Below are 20005 nucleotides of genomic sequence, written 5' to 3'. Positions count from 1 at the left end.
TGAAGTCACTTCAATCAGCGAGAAACCATCTATCTGGCTATCTTAGAGTGGATAGTCTGCATATATGTTATTGGAACGCACTCAAACATCAGGGTTACACTTGCATCACTGATGAATATCGGCCCTCCTATTGGCCAGTTATTGCTGGCTTACTGCCCCTTCTACCGACTCTTTATTCCACTCCCTTAACAGTAGGACAAAATCGTCAGAACACCTACCCAACCTGCGCATCGCGTTGTTCAGTGAACCATCTAAATAGCGACTCTGATTCGATAACACCTTGAAAGTTTTCATCATCAAGCAATACCCATGGAGGAAGATTGCCCTCTGTGACTAACTCTGCTATTGAATCAATCGGAGTGGAAGATGGCACCGTAGCGAAGCTTGGCGACATGATTTGGTTCATTGGTTTATACCACAACGCCGCTTCTTTCATCGTCTCTAGGTCAGTGCCCATGCTCACCGTTAAGTGCAAATTTATTAGAGTTTTCGTCACTACACCAACACACTTAGCACCGTCTAAAACGGGAATAGTCGCTTGAGGCTCTATATTCAGGTATTGATGGGCAAGCGAAAGTGGTTCACTGGGGTCGAGTCGATAGGATGACTCTGAACGAAGTGAGTATAAGTCCTTTTGACTAGAGCTTTCACTGGATACATTAGCTCGTACACTCAGTGCGTATACTCGCTTAGATTGCTCTTTCTGCATGTTAGCGAGATCTGAAAGAGGCACTGGTTTTGAGAAAAAATAACCTTGAATAAAATCTACATCTAATGAACGCAGTACCAATACTTCTTCTGGTGACTCTGCACCTTCTGCAATCACCTGAATACCTAAATGATGAGCGAGCTCCACCAGCATTTTCACGACCGTATACTTTACCGTCCCTTCGCTAATATCTTGGACAAACTGGCGATCAATTTTCAGCAAGTCAAATTGACAATTGGTAAAATAGTTCATCGACGCATAACCAGTCCCAAAATCATCAATTGCTATTTTGACACCAGATTTTCGCAGCGCCGCCAATATTCTTGAATGGGCAACTTCATTATCAAAGTATGCATTTTCCGTAAGTTCAATCGTCACGTCCTTTGGGTTGTCTACATAGTCTGTGATTTGCTTTTGTGCGTCCTGCAAAACCTTAATTGCACTGAAGTCAGTATTTAGTGAGCGATTTATAGTAATTCCGACCTCTAAGCCCAATTCAGCTTTGATTGTGTCAATGGCTTGCATTGCCATCCGACTGACGGTGCTATCGACTTGGCTTACTACTCCCAGCTCTTCTGACAAGTTAATCATTTCTTGCGTGCTAAAAGTTTCACCATTGCTCTTAAATCGGCATAAAGCTTCCACTTTTACTATTTTCCAGTTTTTTGTATCTACAATCGGTTGGTAGTGAACGTCAATTTCATCATGGTCAATAGAATGGCGTAGAACGCCTTCCAGCCGTTTTCGACGCTCTATTTCGTCATGAATCGTTTTATGGTAGAAACTAATCGTACTATTTCCACCTGAATGATTTTCCAACATAGCTTGCACAGCATGTGAGACCGCTCTTTTCGGGCACAGCTCCCCAACAACACCTTCTTCATCGTATTCTGTATTAAACGAGCGTGAGATTTAGATAGATGATGGAGCAGCGGAATAGATCGTTTCCCTTCCTTCTCGATGTTCAGAAACTGATTTAAGCCGCGTTTGTTTTGCTCGTCGATAATCGCCCGCTTTGATTGCGTCACTCACACTTTTTCCTGTTGATTATTTGATCCCGAATCTTCCGACGAATTCGCCTTTTCTCTAGGCGGGCTAGAATGAAATTAACAATAACTATTGTTGAGCACACTAACGTCAAGATATCGGACAACTGCCAATAGAAATGGCCATGGATCATTTGTGCGAATGAAGCACTTAACAAAGATTTGGCAAAACCATTTTCTCTCATCACGATCTCAGCGGACGCGTTCAGGACTAAATTGTTGTCTACCATTGGCGAATACTCTTGATGAATAAGTTACTTTGGCAGCGATGCAGACATGGGAGGAAAATACTCATTGCCTCAAGCACGCCTGACAATTCCCGAATAACATCAAATAATCTATCCATATTGACTCCTAAATCGAACTGAAGACAAAAGGGATAGGAGGCGGATTCATTAAACCAAGGAAACCGAGTTCATATCCCTCAACCACCGAAAATATACACAATTCGTGTATAGCAATCAAATAACAATTCACATTTAGTGTACTAAAAGGTTCACGTTTTGTGTTATTTTAATCCCCTATGGATAAAAAAACGGAAGTCGGGTTGCGCTTAAAGCAGATCCGCATTGACAAAGGCGTTAGCCAAAAAGATCTTGCCGAGCTATGTGGTTGGGGGCCTTCAAGGGTAAGTAACTACGAGTCCGGAATCCGCAGTATTAACCTAGATGATGCAGAAACCTTAGCCCATCATTTAGAAGTTAAGCCCTATCAAATATTGTTTGACGCTAAAGAGTTAACTGAGCTGAAGAATGTCAGAAGCCTCGACATTCAGCCGGATTATCACCAATCTTTCCCAATTTTGAGTTCAGTACAGGCTGGCGCGTGGACGGAAGCATGTGAGCCCTACTTAAGAGAAGAAATAACTGAGTGGTACAACACCACAGAACGGACTAGCAGTCGCAGTTTTTGGCTGCGTGTTCAGGGTGACTCCATGACATCCCCAACGGGTGTAAGCTTTCCAGAAGATACGCTGGTATTGGTTGATACTGAACGAGAAGCACAAAACGGATCACTGATCATTGCCAAACTCATGGAAGTCAATGAAGCAACCTTTAAGAAACTCGTGGTCGACGCTGGTCAAAAGTTATTGATGCCTTTAAATCGCGCCTACCCTCCCGTACCTATTAACGGAAACTGCAAAATTATTGGCGTAGTTGTCGACGCCAAGATGAAGCTATTCTGACTATTTTCATATCTAGGGATTCATAACATATCTAATCACCCTCTCTGATCTAACCAGCCTCACGAAAACACGCTTTGTGTAAATAATCATTAAATACAAGGTTCACAAATCGTGTTTTAATTTTTCAGACCCAAGTGCGCTCATACAATCACGGCGACCGCATCATTGATTATGTGGTAAAAACTGAGAAGTGAAGCGAACTGGGTGAAAACATGTTATGATCCGCGGCTATTTATTTTTGGTCTATATTGTCTTCGAATATAGCCAGCTGTTGGCGGTGCATGATGAGGTGCAGTGAGAGATAAATATCTCACAACATACAAAGCGAGTCTCATAACGAGACGACAATGAGCTTGTGGTGGCTGCCTTCAGGGGATGAGCTTGCAACAACGCATTAGCTAAATTTTAACCCTGAATAAGCGTAAAAGATTTGAGTTTATGAACGTAAAAAAGATCAACGAGTACAAAAAATACTGGGCGGAGTGTTACGGAACGTCTAAATTTTTACCAACCAGCCGAGCGGAGATGGATGAGTTAGGCTGGGATAGCTGCGATATCATTATTGTAACAGGTGATGCGTATGTCGATCACCCTAGCTTTGGTATGGCCATCGTCGGTCGTCTTCTTGAAGCACAAGGTTTCCGTGTTGGCATTATCAGCCAGCCTGAGTGGCAAAATAAAGATGCCTTTATGGAACTGGGCGAGCCGAATCTATTTTTCGGCATCACAGCCGGCAACATGGACTCGATGATCAACCGCTATACGTCAGATAAAAAGCTGCGCCATGACGATGCTTATTCGCCGAATAATGAGGGCGGAAAACGCCCAGATCGTGCCACCCTGGTATATTCACAGCGATGCCGCGAAGCCTATAAACATACCCCTATCGTTTTAGGTGGTATTGAAGCCAGCCTACGTCGAATTGCCCACTACGACTATTGGTCGGATAAGGTTCGTCGCTCTATCATTTTTGATGCGAAAGCCGACATCTTGCTGTTTGGTAACGCTGAACGCGCTTTAATTGAAGTTGCGCACCGATTAGCGAATGGCGACGCGATCACTGATATGACTAATATTCGTGGTACGGCCGTGATTCTTCCGTCAGAGCCTGAAAGCTATAAGGTGGTAGATTCTTCACGAATTGAGAAACCAAGCAAAGCTGCGTTCGTGGTCCAAAACCCTTATCAGGTTGAAGAGCAATGTGAAACCAACAAAGCCGCTAAAGCTGATGAAGAAAAACAAACTGTCGAAGAAAGAAAACCAATCACAGTTCAGCCTTCTCGCCATGACGCGAAAACCACGGCAGTCCGTTTACCAGCATTTGAGAAACTCAACAACGACCGTATTCTTTACGCTCACGCAAGCCGAATCATGCACCTAGAAACTAACCCATATTCTGGGCGAGCTCTATTGCAAAGGCACGGCGATCGAGAGCTATGGGTCAACCAATCTCCGATCCCACTTTCAACGGAAGAAATGGATTTTGTTTTTGGCCTACCTTACGCTCGTGTTCCGCACCCTAAGTACGGCAAAGCTAAAATCCCTGCTTACGACATGATCAAAACGTCGGTGAATATCATGCGTGGCTGTTTCGGTGGCTGTTCGTTCTGCTCCATCACGGAACACGAAGGACGCATTATCCAAAACCGTTCAAAAGAATCAATTTTGGGTGAGTTAGAAGAAATACGCGACAAAGTACCTGGGTTTACAGGCACCATTTCCGATTTAGGTGGCCCAACGGCCAACATGTATCGATTAGGCTGTAGCGATCCAAAAGCAGAAGCGAACTGCCGCCGCCCTTCTTGTGTGTTCCCCGGTATTTGCAACAAGTTAAATACTGACCACCAACATACGATCGATCTCTACCGCTCTGCACGACAAGTCCCGGGCATTAATAAAGTGATGATTGCATCAGGTGTTAGATACGACTTGGCAATTGAATCACCGGAATACGTCAAAGAACTCGTGACTCACCATGTGGGCGGCTATTTAAAAATCGCCCCAGAACATACCGAGAAAGGCCCGCTCAATTTAATGATGAAGCCGGGTATGGGCACTTATGACAAATTCAAAGAATTATTTGAAAAATACAGCAAAGAAGCCGGTAAAAAACAATATCTGATCCCGTACTTCATTTCCGCTCACCCCGGAACGGAAGACGAGGACATGTTGAATTTGGCATTGTGGCTGAAGCAACACAACTATGAGTGCGATCAGGTACAAAACTTCTATCCGTCGCCAATGTGTAATGCAACGTCTATGTATTACTCAGAAACCAACCCGCTGAAACGTGTTAAGTACAAAAAGCGGGAAGAGCTCCCTGTTGCGAAGGGTGAAAGACAGCGTCGCTTGCACAAAGCGCTACTGCGCTACCACGATCCAGAGAACTGGCGTCTTCTGCGTCAAGCACTAACTGATATGGGTAAGGCTTATCTAATCGGTGACAAGCCTAGTTGCCTAATCCCTGCTGAAGACAATGATGCGCTTACGCCTGCACAACGACGTAAGTCAGGTCGCCATGGGGCCAATCGATTTGCTACCAAACACAGTAAAGGCCAACCTGGCTTTGGTGACCATCAACGCAGCAATGGCAATGGCAATGGCAATGGCAATGGCAATGGCAAGAAGAATGGCGAAAGTAAGGGCCGAGGTAAACCAACTCAAGCCCAAAATAGCCGTCATTCTGGAAAACCAAAGAGCAAAGCTACTCGCTAAACACTTTTTAGCCCACAGCTAACCCCCTTAATCTAGAGAGCACTAAGTGCTCTCTTTTTTTATGTGCGCTACATTGACAGCCGATCTATTGATTCCCCCTTCCTTCCCTATTTCTAGTGCTAAGAAAACACTTCCATATATGGAAGTGTCTGTTTTATAAATCGTTCTTTTATTCTGCTCGCAACTAGGTAGGATGCTGCCCATAAAACAAAATACATAATATTTACAATAATTATCATCAAACTGCGGAGAGAAAATGAAATCATCTACTGTATTGAAAATCTCGTCTATCCTATGGGCAATTTGGGGCGCATTTCACTTATTTATCGGTCTCTACCTCACATCTCTTCTGATAGAAGGTCACCCCGTTACCGCCATGCAAAACTTTGCGGCTGGCGCTGACCCACAAACGTTACAAATTAACTACCCAGCCGCGGTAGTTGCCGCCTTAAAACAGCATACATATAACCTTGGCTGGTTTGGCCTAGTGGTACTAACTGGCAGTATCTTTGTTTGGCGTCAGAGTCGGATGGCTATCTACCTATGTGCACTCGTCGGCGGTCTAGGCGACTTAGGGTATTTTAGTTTTGTCGATTTAGGCGGGTTTGCCGCGCCTCCAGGGCCACAGATGACTTGGATATCGGGCAGCGCTATCATTCTAAGTTTCTGGTATTTACTTTCGAGAGAACGTTCCTAGTACACCTTCAATAAAACTAAGGTGAAGTGTGTTTTCTTGTAATTATCTCTAGAAACAATCAACTAGGATAAATATCGAAAAAAAGATAGCTAAGATAGATAGGAGGAGCGATCGAATTATCACTCCTTCAATATCATCATTCGTACAGCGCCCTACGTAACCCGTAACTTAGCACCTATCCTCCTCATTGACCCCACGGAATTCTATTGCCATATTTTATATGTTAAAAATAAAACTCATTGTCTCTACAAGGGGCTTACTGTGAACTCGATATTCGGTTCGATTGACGATTTATATTTATTTTTTTCAGTGGTAGAGCAAGGCTCATTAAAATCTGCCTCCGAAAAATTGAAAATTCCAGTCTCCACCATGTCGAGAAGATTGTCTGTATTAGAATCAAAGTTAAATACACGTTTAGTTGAAAAGAAAGGGAGAGGACTGTCCGCGACAGAGACTGGGAGTGAAATATATGACTTGATTCACGATGATATGCTGCAATTCGAGCAATATTTCAATGATATCTTAAACCGAAATCGTGAAGTTTCTGGTCGAATCCGGATTACTGTCCCGCAGATCTGGTATCACTACTTTGTTCGACAAGCTTTAGACGAATATCTCAATGAATTCCCTAATATCTCTGCGAATATTGTACTCACTCTCGGGAATTTCCTCCCTGAAACCGAATATGACCTTTTGCTTACGTTTGATCTACAAAATGCAGACGACATGATTGCTCGAAAGCTATTTAATATTCCTCATGGGATATTCGCTAGTAAAGAGTTCATTGATAACAATCTGATCTCTAGTGATGTGAGAGACTTAATTCACCTAGATTGGATTTGCCCTGATCATGTTAAAACTCTTTCTCTCATTAAACAAAACTCGGAGCACGAAACGATAGTGGTAGAGCCCAAATTTATTATCAACGACATCCGAGAGATTATCGATTTTGTTAAATCTGGGCGGGGTATCGCTTCACTTCCTTTTTCTTTCGCAAAGCCGCATGCAGATTTGGTTCAGTTATTTCCCGAGTATATTCGGATAGATAGGAATCTATATTTAGTTTACAAGGAAAGAAAATATCAACCTAAAGCAATACAAAAAATTATCGATTACATTATCAGACACTCAGAAATTTGGAAAGAAGAGAGTGGGTTAATATTAAGTAGTAACAATTGACAACTCACAATCTTAACTCTTTGCATAGGTTTATATCATGAATTTTTATAAAAAATTTAGAAACTCCATTCAGCCATCTAAAAATAAAATACTATCCGCATCGGTTGTTACCATATGTTACATACTTTATAGCGTCATACGATCGGTCCCAGTAACAAACGATGCATTTATTCAATACCCAATCCAAACTCTTGCAAGCCCAGTATCTGGTATCATTAACCACCTCTACCCCAAAGTAAATCAACATATCGAGAATGGAAATCCTATATTTTCCATTGACGACACTATCTATGTAGACACGGTAAATGGTATAGCAAGCCAAATAGAACAAAAAAAAGAAAGCTTATTACAGTCTGAATTAAATATTCGCCGGTCAGAACTAAACCTAGAACAAGATATCCGTACATTTCGATACAATGAAAAACTCTATCGTGAAAAGCTCAAACTTTCCAAACATAAATATGTTAGTGCTCTTGATCTAAAAAACATAAAGACTACCGCATCGAACCTGAGGAGTGAAATTGAAAAAGACAAAGTCTCCATCACTTTACTTCATTCTCAGCACCGCACCTACCAAGAGGTGATCAAACAACTTCAAAGCCAATTGAATACTGCTAAGTTCAATTTGAACAACACCACCGTATACGCAAGTTCCGGTGGTTATATCAGTAACCCTTTATATCAAGTGGGCGCACCCGTCACTGCAAATTCACCGATCCTGTCGTTTATCAACACTGATAAAGTGTATGTGCAAATTAATATGTCAGAGTCGGATTTGAAACATGTCAAAGTCGGAATGAAGACATTCGTTAGCTTAAGGGTAGATCATTATTCTGAGAAATACTTAGGGAAAGTACTACAGATCAACTCGGGAATATCAAGAGTCAATCGTTCGACAACCAGTTTGCAAGTGGTTAGCTCAATCAACAATCAATTCTTTTCTCCTGCCCGCGTACCGGTAATCATTGAGCTAGATAAGTCGCAGTTGGCCAAAGAAGACATGAGTTACTTCAAACAAGGCTATTCGGCATTGGTAGGCATAGATACAGGTGCCATGAGCAATCAGGTTTTCCACTTTATGCGTTGGCTGTTAAGGGTTTTACCGAAGTAGGCAAGGGAGCAGTATATGTTTATTAATAATACCAACACTCTAAAAATCCCTTTTGCGGTATCTATGGCGTACATCGTGGCCAACCTACTGGACTATCAGTCGCAAACTCTGACTGCCGTCATGTCCGTGATGGCCACTTACGCGCTGCAGCAAGATCCGCTAGATTTTGCGGCCAACAAACGCGTGTTGTGGGATCGAATAAAAAGTTCATTTATTGGAATCGCAATAACTCTAGCGGCCGTTTCATTAACTCACGCAAATAGTGGCGCACTCTACTTCATAGTTCTATTGGCGATCACATGGCTAAACACCAAATTCGTCTTTAACCGATTAGTGGCAATAATCACTGCTATTTTCATTATCAATGCAGTGGAAGTAAATACCATAAGCTACGTGGAAGACCGAATCGCGATTATCTTTATTACCGTGTTCCTATGCTACTTTATCGACCTATTCCACATTACTTGGGTCACTAAAGTAGAAAGGGCGTAAACAACGTTAGTTTAATGGGGCACATTGTGCCCCATTAATGCGGTTATTTGGCAAACTCTCGCTCAAATTCTTGCATAAATTCTGTCAGCGCTTGAACACCTTCAATTGGCATCGCGTTATAGATTGACGCACGCATCCCACCCACAGCGCGGTGACCTTTTAGTGCCAATAGGCCTCTTTCTTGCGCTAGTTCGAGAAATTTAGCATCTAACTCAGGCTTAGAAAGAGTGAAAGGGACATTCATTAGTGAACGATTATTCGAATGAACATTGTTGAGATAGAAGTCTGAACTGTCGATACAGCTGTACAAGAGCTGCGCTTTATCTCGGTTGATACGTTCAATCTCTTCCACGCCGCCAAGTTCTTTTAGCCACTGAAAAACAAGGCCGGAAAGGTACCAAGCGAAAGTGGGCGGCGTGTTATACATCGACTCTTTTTCTGCCAGCTCTCGATAGTTTAAAATACTTGGCAGTGTCGCACTGACTTTGTCTAACAAATCATCTCGCACAATCACTATACAAATGCCCGCAGGTCCAATATTTTTTTGGGCGCCTGCGTAGATCACGCCATATTTCGATACATCGATTCGACGCGATAAAATAGTCGACGACATGTCCGCAACAATCGGCTTATTGGTCACAGGTAAATCGTTGATCTCAATCCCATCGATGGTTTCATTTGGGCAAAAATGAACATAAGCACTCTCTGAGGCAATGTTCCATTCCGACGCTGGTAAAACCGCTACCTTACCCTCAATTTCGGTTTTGGCCTGCACAACCTCGGGCGTACAATATTTCTTTGCTTCTTGTACGGCACTTGCCGCCCAGTAGCCGGCATCGATATAGGTCGCGCTGCTAGCCTCTCCAAGCAGGTTCCCTGGTACTGCTGAGAATTGGCCTCGAGCTCCGCCATGACAAAATAACACTTTGTAATTGTCTGGCACCGACAATAAGTCACGTAAATCTTGCTCTGCTTGTTTAGCAACCTGAATAAAAGCAGCACTACGGTGGCTCATTTCCATCACCGAAGTCCCACATTGATTCCAGTTAATAAACTCGGCCTGCGCTTTGCGCATTACCGCTTGAGGAAGGCCAGCAGGGCCTGCACTGAAATTGAAAACAGTATCCACTAAGTTCTCCATGAATGTTTGATCCTACTCACAAATGGTGTGCTTTGATTAATAGCACTTTTTTACACCGATAAAAAGCAAGAAAGAGGCTCTTGCCTCTTTCTGTATCCCTTTCTAACTAATGGGCGTCATTAACACAGATAAATTGTCGCCGTTAATGAACCATATTACCGATGAACAAGCCTAATAGCGGTATCTTGTGCCCATTTTCAAACACTAGGTTACCTTGTTCAATTTTTGCTTTCACATCGTAGCCTTTATCGGTTTTGGTCATCATTTTACTCGCAACCGCCGAGTCAACTTCACGTTGCATAAACGGATAATCCTTAACCATCGCGGTGTTTAGGAAAGTATTGAGATGCCCTTGTAGCGCTGTCAGTAAAACCATTGGATTTTTAACGACATTGGCTGTACCAGCAGGAATCACAAACTTAAGGTCAGAGCGGAACTCTCCTTTACCCACCTTCATAGACAATTGATTCACGGCCAAGTAGAAGCCTTTATCAAACAAACTATTCACGTAAGGGACAGTATGTTGGATATCGTCGTTAGTCATGCTTTCTGATTTTTGCAGCAATTCTGTGATTTTTTCAAACGATAACTTATCAATATTGCCCAGCGTTGCGTCGAGCATAAGATCCGAGGCTTGAGTGCCATCTGCCATCGTTATTGTTTTCACCGATAAAGTATGGTGAGCATCAATACGCTCCCCTTTATCACCTAGCGATGAGCGGAAATGCAATTTACCGTCTTTAAGATCGAAGGTCGTGTGCTGGGTAGAGACTGCTGGAACCGTATTCTTTTGATCCTGTGTTGCAACTTTGTCAGTACCCTCGTCGACACTACTCACGGTTTTCATGCTAACGGGAGTTGTGGAATGATGATCCTGTGTGATCGTGTGAGGGACTTTATTCGTGATAACCTTTAGTTCACCTAAGTTAAGAGTCTGCTCGCCTAACCAAAAACCTTTGTCACGCTTACCAAGACCTTGTCCTGTAATGCTCGAAATCAGCATTTTTTCGCCTGATCCGAAATCCAATTCAATCGACGGAATATTAAGCTTAAAACTCGCCTTGCCTAGCACAGAGACATCGCCCGATAAATACGATGGCGACATAGAAATGGAGTAATTACCGTTACTTTTATCTTTGCCTTTCACGTGCCAATTAGCCACGTTAACTTTGTATTTCGTATTCCCGTTTAGCTGTGTCACAGTATCTAGCGTAACTGGAAAGTCCGCATAGCCATCCAGCATAGAATGAGATGTTAACCGGTAAAGGCCGTGAGACACATCACTGGTGATCACATAAGAAGTCGGCATACCATCAGCTTTCAACTGTCGCAGCAATGTAGGGTTTTTAATATCTACTTCGGTTTTTACAACTGACGAGAGATAACCGCGATCATAGCTGACAATTTTGGCACTAATCGATGAACTATTCAGATTTCCGACAAATTTTTCCATCGCAGTTTGGCCAATTTTGCCCACAGCCAGTGGCCAACACAAAACCAGTGCAACGCCACCAGCAATCGCACCGTATTTCTTTACATTATTCATAATCGTTTTATTTTCCCTAGCGCAACGTAAAGTTGGATATAAACACACAGCCACAAAGTCACGCTCAATAATACAACTAAACCGTTCAAGCTTTGTGGTTTGGAACCTAGGCTATACGTTAGCACATCTTAGTTAAAAGCTTTTAGCTCAATGCATATAATCCTTAGGAAATTGCACCAAAATCACCCCAGTAAACCACCGACAAATGGTTCATTTGAGTAGAAACTAGCAGATTTGAGGCTTTATTTGTCAAACAGTGACAAAACGCGGTTAAATTATTAGATAGTAAAGGAAAAAATGGTTTATGATGACGGCACGCGAAGTGATAATACTAATGCCATTAAGTGTAAGAGCCGTTTGTACATAGGAAAAGCTACCTAGTGCAAGGCGAAGTTTGAAACCGCAGGCAATACTACAGAGCACAATTCTAACCTCGCGGTTAGAGAAGTTAACTCGCAACGTAGTTAAATAGTTAGTGGAATTGGTATAACACACTGATCACCTAAGATCATGGAAATAATTAAGATATAGGTTTATGTAAGTATGCGCAAAACATTGATTGCAGCAGCTCTGTTGCTAGCTTCTAGCCCTTCTTTTGCTCAAGTTGACCCAAATTCTCTGTCAACAATGAGTAACTTTAGCTACGACTACGCCGAAGCACGAATTGGGGTTAGCCCAGTAACCTACGGTGCCGCGATAAGCCACTCAATCCACCCAAATGCTCACGTGATCGGACGAGTCGACTCAGAGTTTGATGGCGACTACGATGCTGCCGGCGGCTTTGGATTTCATGCGCCAATCAACAACTGGTCTGATCTAACTGGCGAAATGTTGTTTAAAATGCAAGACGAAGGCAACAAGAGCAACTCTGTAAAGGGCACCGATACTGGCATGGAGCTAAACCTAGGCGTGCGCCAATGGCTTGGTCCTCAGCTAGAAGTCGGCGGAAAAATGGGCTATGTATCAATCGATGATGACGATGATTGGGTTGGCTCTGTGTACACAAGGTTCCACTCTACGGAACTGTTCTCGATTGGCGCTGAAGCTCGATTCAACGATTTCTATGGCGATCAGCTAATGTTCACCACAAGATTTAACTTCTAAGCCACATTGTATTGGGGTATCAGCCTTATCGACCAAAGCTGATACCCCAAGACCTACACCGATTTACATTCAAGCTCTTTGTTTTCAATAGCGCGATATGCATTGAGTAGTTCACGCTTCTTTGGCTCTTGAATTAACTCCCAATGAATCCCTTCTATCGCCCCTGAAAATTTCCACAACAACGTCACATCGGTATGGGAACCATACATTTTACACACTTGGAAAAACACCTCCGGTGCTCCTAAATCGCAAAACGTATCCACATCCTTTATCCCAGCTTTTTTCACCATACGTTCCAACGTTAAGCGCATATTGGGTAAATCCCTTAACCGTTTGGGCTCGCTATATTGCTGATCGATCCGCTGAGAAATTGATTTCTGGATAGATTTCTCAATGAGAGCATCGACGGCTACCTCATCATGCATCAAGTATTCGGTAACGTCATAGTAGTTAACTGTGGCTTGGCTGTGCTTTTTAATGTGGACGAGCTTCGCGCATCCCATGCTAGAGAAATCGTCATCCAATTCATCGCCACCTCGAATAAACAGGTGTTGATCGGTCACGACCGCAAACATCGCACCATTTTGAAAGAGCCCTGTCCCACCAAACATAGAGCGACACTCAAACTCACCAAAACGCGATATATATTTCGTCAAATTCACTTTTGTCATTTCCTTGACCCTTTCTGTGTCCTTTCTCCGCCCTAAATCTAGCGAAAAAGGTTGTTAACAAAAATTTCAATATTCTCGTTGAATCAGCTAGTTATTATTTATGCAGTCACCATAATAGAATAATCAGTTGTACGATGTCAGCAACAAAAACTTAGAGCAATAGCTCCAATATAATATATGCGATGTGTTTCTCAATAAAGTTGCCCGTAAAGTACATACTAATTTTGAATCTCAGTCTAGACTTAAAAGGCCGCGCCATCATGTCGTAAATCATGACGCAATTTAGTGGTTGGGCACTGAACGATAATATGATTAACGAAATGTAAAAGTGTGTGATTAATGAACCATTTATCTTTTTTTTGGCTCCCAGACAACCGTGAGCTCCTAATCAGTGGCATTGAGGGAGAGTTCGCCCAATTGATTGAACGTTCAATCAGTACAGGTAAAGTTGTTTTGCCACCTATTCCTGAAGTTGTGCAAAAAATTCAGCGACTCAGCACATCAGATGAGACGACGATTGCCGACGTTGCGGAATGCCTCCTTGAAGACCCGAGTCTTGCCGCAATCATACTTCGTGTCGCTAACTCAGTAATATTCAATCGCAGAAATATTACTTGCACGGATCTCAATACATCGGTCGCTAGGCTTGGTGTAACCCGTGTGCGTGATATCGTGACCGCGCAAGCCATCGAACAGTTAAAACGTTCTGTAAACCTAAGTGTCCAATGTAACACCATGCTGAAGACCAGCGCTGGCTATTCTCGGGAACTTGGAGCGACTATGGTTATAGTCGTAAAATCCTACCAAGAAGACTCGTCTGAATACCGCTATTTAGCTGAAGATAAAGCTTTGTTGGTTGGGCTGCTTGCAGATATTGGCTTATTTTGCCTCGTTAACGAATACTATCTATATTTGGAAAATGGTAATTATCTGAGCGAAGATATCGCCCTACAAGTATTTCGCGCCCTCTGCCCTATGGCAAGCCAGCTAGTGCTTAAAAATTGGGGTTTTGATGACGACTTTATTTCAGTCGCAACCAATATCAAGAGTAATTTTGATGACGAGCGAGTATCCTACTTAGACATTGCCAGAATCTCACACCAATTGCTGACTGTCCGTAAACAAGAAGATCCCGATACTCGTTTTATGCCTACAGACGTCAAAGCCTCCAACATATTGGGAAAACTAACCCAGCTCAGCGACCATGATTTCCAAACACAAATCGATGACATCATCAGCACAAGCGGTTTGTAGCATTTACTTTAAATCATCCCGTTTAAAACACTTTTTACTACTCAATATCACCTCGTATCCAAGTTACTATTGTGCAAGCTTCACTGCATAAAAACCGTTAGTATGTAAGTTATTACCACCTCTGTTTACCACCACTGCCCAACAGGATCACGACATTAATTATGCTTTCAGGGATGCTATTCATATTTGCGGCGCTCATCGTCGGCTATTTGATTCCAATTTCAAACCAAACGCTACTCACACAGATCACCACCAATACCTCTCGATTGGTCTACATTATACTCGCTTTAATGGGGCTGAGCCTTTCCTCACTCGATAACCTAGGTCAGAACTTGCAATTGATCGTCGAATACACAAGCGTGTTTTTCCTGTGTATCGGGTTATGTAATTTAGTCTGCCTACCCATTATCGATCGAATTCTGAAAGTGGAAATAGACGCACAGAAGAATAAAGTGCCAATGCTGCGCATGGCATTAGAGTCTTCTAAACTCATCGTGGTCGTCGCCGGTGGTTTGGTCGTTGGACTATTATTCCCAGTTGACGCACATTGGGTAGACAAACTCAGCGAATGGATCCTTTTCCTATTACTTTTTCTTATCGGGATTCAACTTAGAAATAGTGGCTTGACGCTAAAACAAATCATACTTAATAAGCAAGGAATGCTCATTGCTCTAGTTGTTGTGGCAAGTTCACTGGTTGGCGGGGTTATCGCCGCGCAATTTCTCCATATCGCCTTGTACAAGGCCCTTGCCATGTCTTCAGGTTTCGGTTGGTATTCTCTTTCTGGAATCTTGATGGGCGGCGCATTTGGGCCTGTTTTCGGCGGAGCTTCTTTTATGCTCGAACTCTCTAGAGAGCTAGTCGCGCTCATTATTATTCCGATGCTTATCGCGCGTAAGCCTTGCTCAGCCATTGGCTACGCGGGAGCTACTGCAATGGACTTCACCCTCCCGATTATTCAAACTACGGGCGGCGTACGCTGCGTACCCATTGCTATTGTCAGCGGCTTTCTTTTGAGCTTATTAGTGCCTGTATTAATGCTATTTTTTGTGTCACTTGCTGGCTAGGTCTCAGGGCTGCTAGCGTATTCATTCTACGCTATAGTTAAGGTGCTCTCCGCCTATTCGAGAGCACCTGCTTTCGCCCACCGTCGACGACAAGGACAGTCCATGAAGCGATACCTATCTCTAACATTGCTTTGCTCTCTAGCGCCTTTTGCCCAAGCAGGTACAAAGATGGACCAGTGCCTACAAAATAAATATCATGCCTATCTAGACGCTTCACTAGACTGGTACCGAGATCTCATCAACATCACCACCGATAGAAACCCAGATCTCAAACAAGTCGGCCAACAATTTCTTATCAGTAGACAGCACCACTTTGATCTCAGCGGCGTTGCATTTAACTACTACCTCTACACAGACCCAAGTAAAGTCACCCTCGAGCAGCCCGTTGAGCATTGGCTAAAACTGAGCCAACAAGATGTCAAACAGCTTGCAAAACGGGACGATGAGCTCGGAAAAGCAGCGAAATTGACCTACAACGACCGTCAAAAAGCGCCAAATCAACAAAATTACCAGTTACGTTCCGCGTTTAGCCAAATTTTAAGCAACCCAAACATCATTGGGACCGCCTTAAACAAATATAATACTTCCATCACAAAAATAGACTTAACCCTATGTAAATAATTGGGTTTAGCTCTTATTCTTCGCCAGTTCTCGAATAAATACGGGACTTTGATGATTTTTTCGTTTAGATTGTCGGCCTTATTCAGAATAACGACAACTTTGACGCTGTATGGTATCAGAACAAAAAACGGCTGACGTGAGTTTCGAAAGTCTACTTCGTATCTTCACCGTTCCCGAAGGACCCGACTCCACGCTCACTCAAATTGAGCAAAAGCTTTCACAAAACCTAAATGAGTTTTTGCGTGAGCATATCGTAGCCGAAGAAAAACCACTTAAAGAAATAGAGAAGAATTTCTCCAATCCGGCGATCCCCGAGCAACCTGAGTTTGTCTCACAGCACACCGAATATCTGCTAGATACATTAGTTGCCCACTCGGTGCATACGTCTTCACCAAGCTTTATTGGTCACATGACGTCGGCTTTACCGTATTTCCTAATGCCGCTGTCTAAAATCATGATTGCGTTGAATCAGAATTTGGTTAAAGTCGAAACGTCGAAAGCCTTTACGCCGCTAGAGCGCCAAGTGCTCGGGATGTTGCATCGCTTAATCTACGATCAAAAAGACGACTTTTATCAAAGCTGGATGCACAGTGCTAACCACTCACTCGGCGCATTTTGCTCAGGTGGGACTATAGCCAACATCACTGCGCTATGGGTGGCAAGAAACAATGTCCTAAAAGCCAATAACGATTTTAAAGGTGTTGAGCGAGAAGGCTTGTTCAAAGCAATGAAACACTATGGCTACAACGGATTAGCGATAGTCGTGTCGGAGCGAGGTCACTACTCACTGAAAAAGGCGGCCGATATCCTTGGCATTGGTCAAGAAGGCCTAGTCTCGGTGAAAACAGACAACAATAATCGACTCTGCCCTGCCGATTTGCAAAATAAACTGGCTGAACTCAAGGCTCAGAATATCAAGCCTATTGCCGTTATCGGTGTCGCGGGTACCACAGAAACCGGTAACATCGACCCACTGCAAGACATTGCGGAGATTTGTCACCGAGAACAGTGTCACTTCCACGTCGATGCGGCTTGGGGCGGCGCGACTTTGATGTCAAACCAGTATAGAGAGTTGCTGCAAGGAATAGAGTTAGCTGACTCAGTGACCATTGATGCACACAAACAGCTCTATATACCGATGGGCGCTGGCATGGTTCTATTTAAAGATCCATGTGCCATGGACGCAATTGAGCATCATGCACAGTATATCCTGCGTCAAGGTTCAAAAGATTTAGGCAGTCGAACTCTGGAAGGATCTCGCTCAGGAATGGCGATGCTAGTCTATGCCGCGATGAATATTATTAGCCGACCAGGCTATGAGCTACTCATCAATCAAGGAATAGAAAAAGCGCAATACTTTGCAGAGCTGATTGAAAAGCAAGATGATTTTGAACTCGTTTCTGAGCCTGAATTATGTTTGTTAACGTATCGGTATGTTCCTAAGAAGGTTGCTAGAGCACTTTCTTTGGCAACAAATGGACAGAAAAAAGAGCTTAATGAACTTCTAAATGAGCTCACAAAGTTCATTCAAAAGCGCCAACGCGAAACGGGGAAATCGTTTGTCTCACGAACCAAACTCACTCCACAACGCTGGCAGCATATAGACGTCATTGTATTTCGAGTTGTACTTGCTAACCCTCTTACCACATTGGATATTTTGCAGTCGGTACTGGATGAGCAACGAGAGATCGCCGTGCAAGCGCCGAACCTTATGGCTCGAATTAGTGCTTTGACTGAACAAATCGTCGTCGGTTAAAGTGCTCGCCTACTGGCTTACAGCATACTGAAAGTTTATTTCTTCATGTTGTAAGCCAGCTATCACATCGGATCACCTTTTCGCCTTCGAACACGCCTCGATAACAGTTAGTGTAGTTTTCTGAGAATTTAGTTTGAAGCAAATCATATTCTCAATATTTGTTTTGTATAAAAATTACTGTAAATCGGTGCTTGCGTTATACTGACCACACGATGTTGGTTTGATATCACTTTTTTCGGAAACAGTTTTTTTCCTTTTCCAATCAATTTAATTTAGATCGCCAACAAGTTGTTGTGTCTCGCTATTGTGAACTCTATGAATACATTAGAAAAAATACAGAAAAACCTAGAAAACTTTAGCAAATCTGAGCGAAAAGTGGCTGAGGTGATCATGGCTTCCCCTCAAACGGCCATCCACTCCAGTATTGCCACCTTGGCGAAAATGGCCGATGTCAGTGAACCTACTGTCAATCGATTTTGCCGTCGCCTCGATACTAAAGGCTTCCCCGATTTTAAATTGCACCTAGCGCAAAGCTTGGCAAATGGAACGCCATATGTGAACCGCAACGTGGAAGAAGATGACGGCCCTGATGCCTATACGCATAAGATCTTCGAATCCACGATGGCCTGCTTAGATGTGGCGAAAAACAGCCTAGACTCCATGCAAATTAATCGCGCGGTGGATTTACTCACCCAAGCGAAGCGTGTTTCGTTCTTTGGCCTTGGGGCATCGTCAGCTGTGGCCAAAGATGCACAAAATAAGTTTATCCGTTTCAACATCCCGATTACGTGTTTTGAAGACATTGTGATGCAAAGGATGAGCTGCATTAACAGCTCAGACAACGATGTGATTGTGCTGATCTCCCATACAGGGCGAACCAAAAGCCAAGTTGAGATCGCGAATTTAGCGAGAGAAAATGGTGCCACGGTTATCTCCATCACCGCGAAAGATTCACCACTCGATAAGGCGAGCTCACTATCTATCACTTTGGATGTACCAGAAGACACAGACGTGTATATGCCGATGGCCAGCCGAGTTGTACAAATGACGGTCATTGATGTACTGGCAACAGGTTTTACTCTACGCAGAGGCTCAGGTTTTAGACGCAATCTCCGCCGAGTCAAAGATGCTCTAAAAGACTCTCGCTACGACAAGTTATCCCAGTTGTAATCCAAAATAAGCCGATTTACTCTCATTTGATAGGTTTTCTCTATTGTACTAAGAGGTAATTGTGGCTTTATTTCCTATTCGGGATCAGGCATAGTTGCAGTCAAATTACCAAGCGGAGAGAATTTTATGTTTGTAGTCATCTTTGGACGCCCAGGTTGCCCATATTGTGTTCGTGCGAAAGAATACGCTGAGACACTTAAAGCAGATCGCGACGACTTCAACTATCGCTATGTTGATATTCACGCTGAAGGTATCAGCAAAGCCGATCTAGAAAAAACAGTCGGTAAACCTGTTGAAACTGTGCCGCAAATCTTTATCGATCAAGATCATATTGGCGGCTGTGACGAATTTGAAGCATACGCAAAAGAAAACCTAGGCCTTTTCGCTTAAGCACCTGCTGAGCTCCCAAATCGGTAAGGCGACCAATCTCATTGGTGAATTGCCTTCCGATCACTAGGTATCAATTCAATCCGTGGCTATTGCCGCGGATTTTTTTATTAGAAAAACTACTCCCCACGCGTCAAAATAATTCATAGTAAA

Annotated in this window: 18 protein-coding genes; 13 read left to right on the top strand and 5 right to left on the bottom strand. The window is 43.2% G+C overall.

From position 1 onward, the window contains the following. Positions 1 to 214 precede the first annotated feature (214 nt). Complete coding sequence (locus L4C34_RS04645) at positions 215 to 1531, bottom strand: EAL domain-containing protein (protein WP_428788186.1); 1317 nt, start codon at positions 1529 to 1531, stop codon at positions 215 to 217. 447 nt (positions 1532 to 1978) lie between these two features. Next, positions 1979 to 2101, bottom strand: coding sequence for a hypothetical protein (locus L4C34_RS04640; RefSeq protein WP_428788185.1), 123 nt, complete (start codon positions 2099 to 2101; stop codon positions 1979 to 1981). A 177-nt stretch (positions 2102 to 2278) separates the two neighbouring features. Here L4C34_RS04640 and L4C34_RS04635 point away from each other — a divergent pair, with 177 nt between their 5' ends. The 6 genes from L4C34_RS04635 to L4C34_RS04610 all read left to right on the top strand — a co-directional run bounded on the left by L4C34_RS04635 (position 2279) and on the right by L4C34_RS04610 (position 9135). Then, positions 2279 to 2941, top strand: coding sequence for a LexA family protein (locus tag L4C34_RS04635; protein WP_428788184.1), 663 nt, complete (start codon positions 2279 to 2281; stop codon positions 2939 to 2941). Between the two features lie 438 nt (positions 2942 to 3379). Next, the gene (locus L4C34_RS04630; RefSeq protein WP_428788183.1) at positions 3380 to 5656 is read left to right on the top strand and encodes a YgiQ family radical SAM protein; all 2277 of its coding nucleotides are present in this window, start codon (positions 3380 to 3382) and stop codon (positions 5654 to 5656) included. A 256-nt stretch (positions 5657 to 5912) separates the two neighbouring features. Continuing rightward, on the top strand, positions 5913 to 6353 hold the full coding sequence (locus L4C34_RS04625; protein WP_428788182.1) for a hypothetical protein: 441 nt from the start codon (positions 5913 to 5915) through the stop codon (positions 6351 to 6353). Between the two features lie 261 nt (positions 6354 to 6614). Then, the gene (locus L4C34_RS04620) at positions 6615 to 7532 is read left to right on the top strand and encodes a LysR family transcriptional regulator (RefSeq protein WP_428788181.1); all 918 of its coding nucleotides are present in this window, start codon (positions 6615 to 6617) and stop codon (positions 7530 to 7532) included. Between the two features lie 37 nt (positions 7533 to 7569). After that, on the top strand, positions 7570 to 8643 hold the full coding sequence (locus tag L4C34_RS04615) for an HlyD family secretion protein (RefSeq protein ID WP_428788180.1): 1074 nt from the start codon (positions 7570 to 7572) through the stop codon (positions 8641 to 8643). 15 nt (positions 8644 to 8658) lie between these two features. Then, positions 8659 to 9135: a hypothetical protein gene (locus L4C34_RS04610; RefSeq protein ID WP_428788179.1), complete on the top strand. Its 477-nt coding sequence runs from the start codon at positions 8659 to 8661 to the stop codon at positions 9133 to 9135. 43 nt (positions 9136 to 9178) lie between these two features. Here L4C34_RS04610 and serC read toward each other — a convergent pair whose 3' ends face one another. Both serC and L4C34_RS04600 read right to left on the bottom strand, forming a co-directional pair. After that, the gene (serC, locus tag L4C34_RS04605; protein WP_428788178.1) at positions 9179 to 10276 is read right to left on the bottom strand and encodes a 3-phosphoserine/phosphohydroxythreonine transaminase; all 1098 of its coding nucleotides are present in this window, start codon (positions 10274 to 10276) and stop codon (positions 9179 to 9181) included. A 142-nt stretch (positions 10277 to 10418) separates the two neighbouring features. Beyond that, positions 10419 to 11822: a DUF945 family protein gene (locus L4C34_RS04600; protein ID WP_428788177.1), complete on the bottom strand. Its 1404-nt coding sequence runs from the start codon at positions 11820 to 11822 to the stop codon at positions 10419 to 10421. 543 nt (positions 11823 to 12365) lie between these two features. Here L4C34_RS04600 and L4C34_RS04595 point away from each other — a divergent pair. Next, positions 12366 to 12926, top strand: coding sequence for a hypothetical protein (locus tag L4C34_RS04595; protein WP_428788176.1), 561 nt, complete (start codon positions 12366 to 12368; stop codon positions 12924 to 12926). 53 nt (positions 12927 to 12979) lie between these two features. Here the strand turns inward: L4C34_RS04595 and L4C34_RS04590 are convergent, their stop codons facing one another. Next, positions 12980 to 13597, bottom strand: coding sequence for a TfoX/Sxy family DNA transformation protein (locus L4C34_RS04590; protein ID WP_428788175.1), 618 nt, complete (start codon positions 13595 to 13597; stop codon positions 12980 to 12982). Positions 13598 to 13936: 339 nt separating this feature from the next. Here L4C34_RS04590 and L4C34_RS04585 point away from each other — a divergent pair, with 339 nt between their 5' ends. The 6 genes from L4C34_RS04585 to L4C34_RS04560 all read left to right on the top strand — a co-directional run bounded on the left by L4C34_RS04585 (position 13937) and on the right by L4C34_RS04560 (position 19855). Then, positions 13937 to 14851 carry an HDOD domain-containing protein gene (locus L4C34_RS04585; protein ID WP_428788174.1) on the top strand — a complete coding sequence of 305 codons (915 nt, stop codon included), beginning with the start codon at positions 13937 to 13939 and terminating at the stop codon, positions 14849 to 14851. A 161-nt stretch (positions 14852 to 15012) separates the two neighbouring features. Next, a complete protein-coding gene (locus L4C34_RS04580) occupies positions 15013 to 15918 on the top strand; it encodes a LysO family transporter (protein WP_428788173.1) in 906 nt (301 codons plus the stop codon). A 102-nt stretch (positions 15919 to 16020) separates the two neighbouring features. Further along, complete coding sequence (locus tag L4C34_RS04575) at positions 16021 to 16539, top strand: hypothetical protein (RefSeq protein ID WP_428788172.1); 519 nt, start codon at positions 16021 to 16023, stop codon at positions 16537 to 16539. Positions 16540 to 16648: 109 nt separating this feature from the next. Beyond that, a complete protein-coding gene (gene panP, locus L4C34_RS04570; RefSeq protein WP_428788171.1) occupies positions 16649 to 18295 on the top strand; it encodes a pyridoxal-dependent aspartate 1-decarboxylase PanP in 1647 nt (548 codons plus the stop codon). A 315-nt stretch (positions 18296 to 18610) separates the two neighbouring features. After that, complete coding sequence (locus L4C34_RS04565) at positions 18611 to 19465, top strand: MurR/RpiR family transcriptional regulator (protein ID WP_428788170.1); 855 nt, start codon at positions 18611 to 18613, stop codon at positions 19463 to 19465. Between the two features lie 126 nt (positions 19466 to 19591). Beyond that, complete coding sequence (locus L4C34_RS04560; RefSeq protein WP_428788169.1) at positions 19592 to 19855, top strand: GrxA family glutaredoxin; 264 nt, start codon at positions 19592 to 19594, stop codon at positions 19853 to 19855. Positions 19856 to 20005: the final 150 nt, after the last annotated feature.

Origin of the sequence: Vibrio profundum, assembly GCF_050337555.1 — a bacterium.
Taxonomy (GTDB): domain Bacteria; phylum Pseudomonadota; class Gammaproteobacteria; order Enterobacterales; family Vibrionaceae; genus Vibrio; species Vibrio profundum.
The sequence above is the reverse complement of the archived record's forward strand: the minus strand, read 5'-3'. Positions and strand labels throughout refer to the sequence as shown.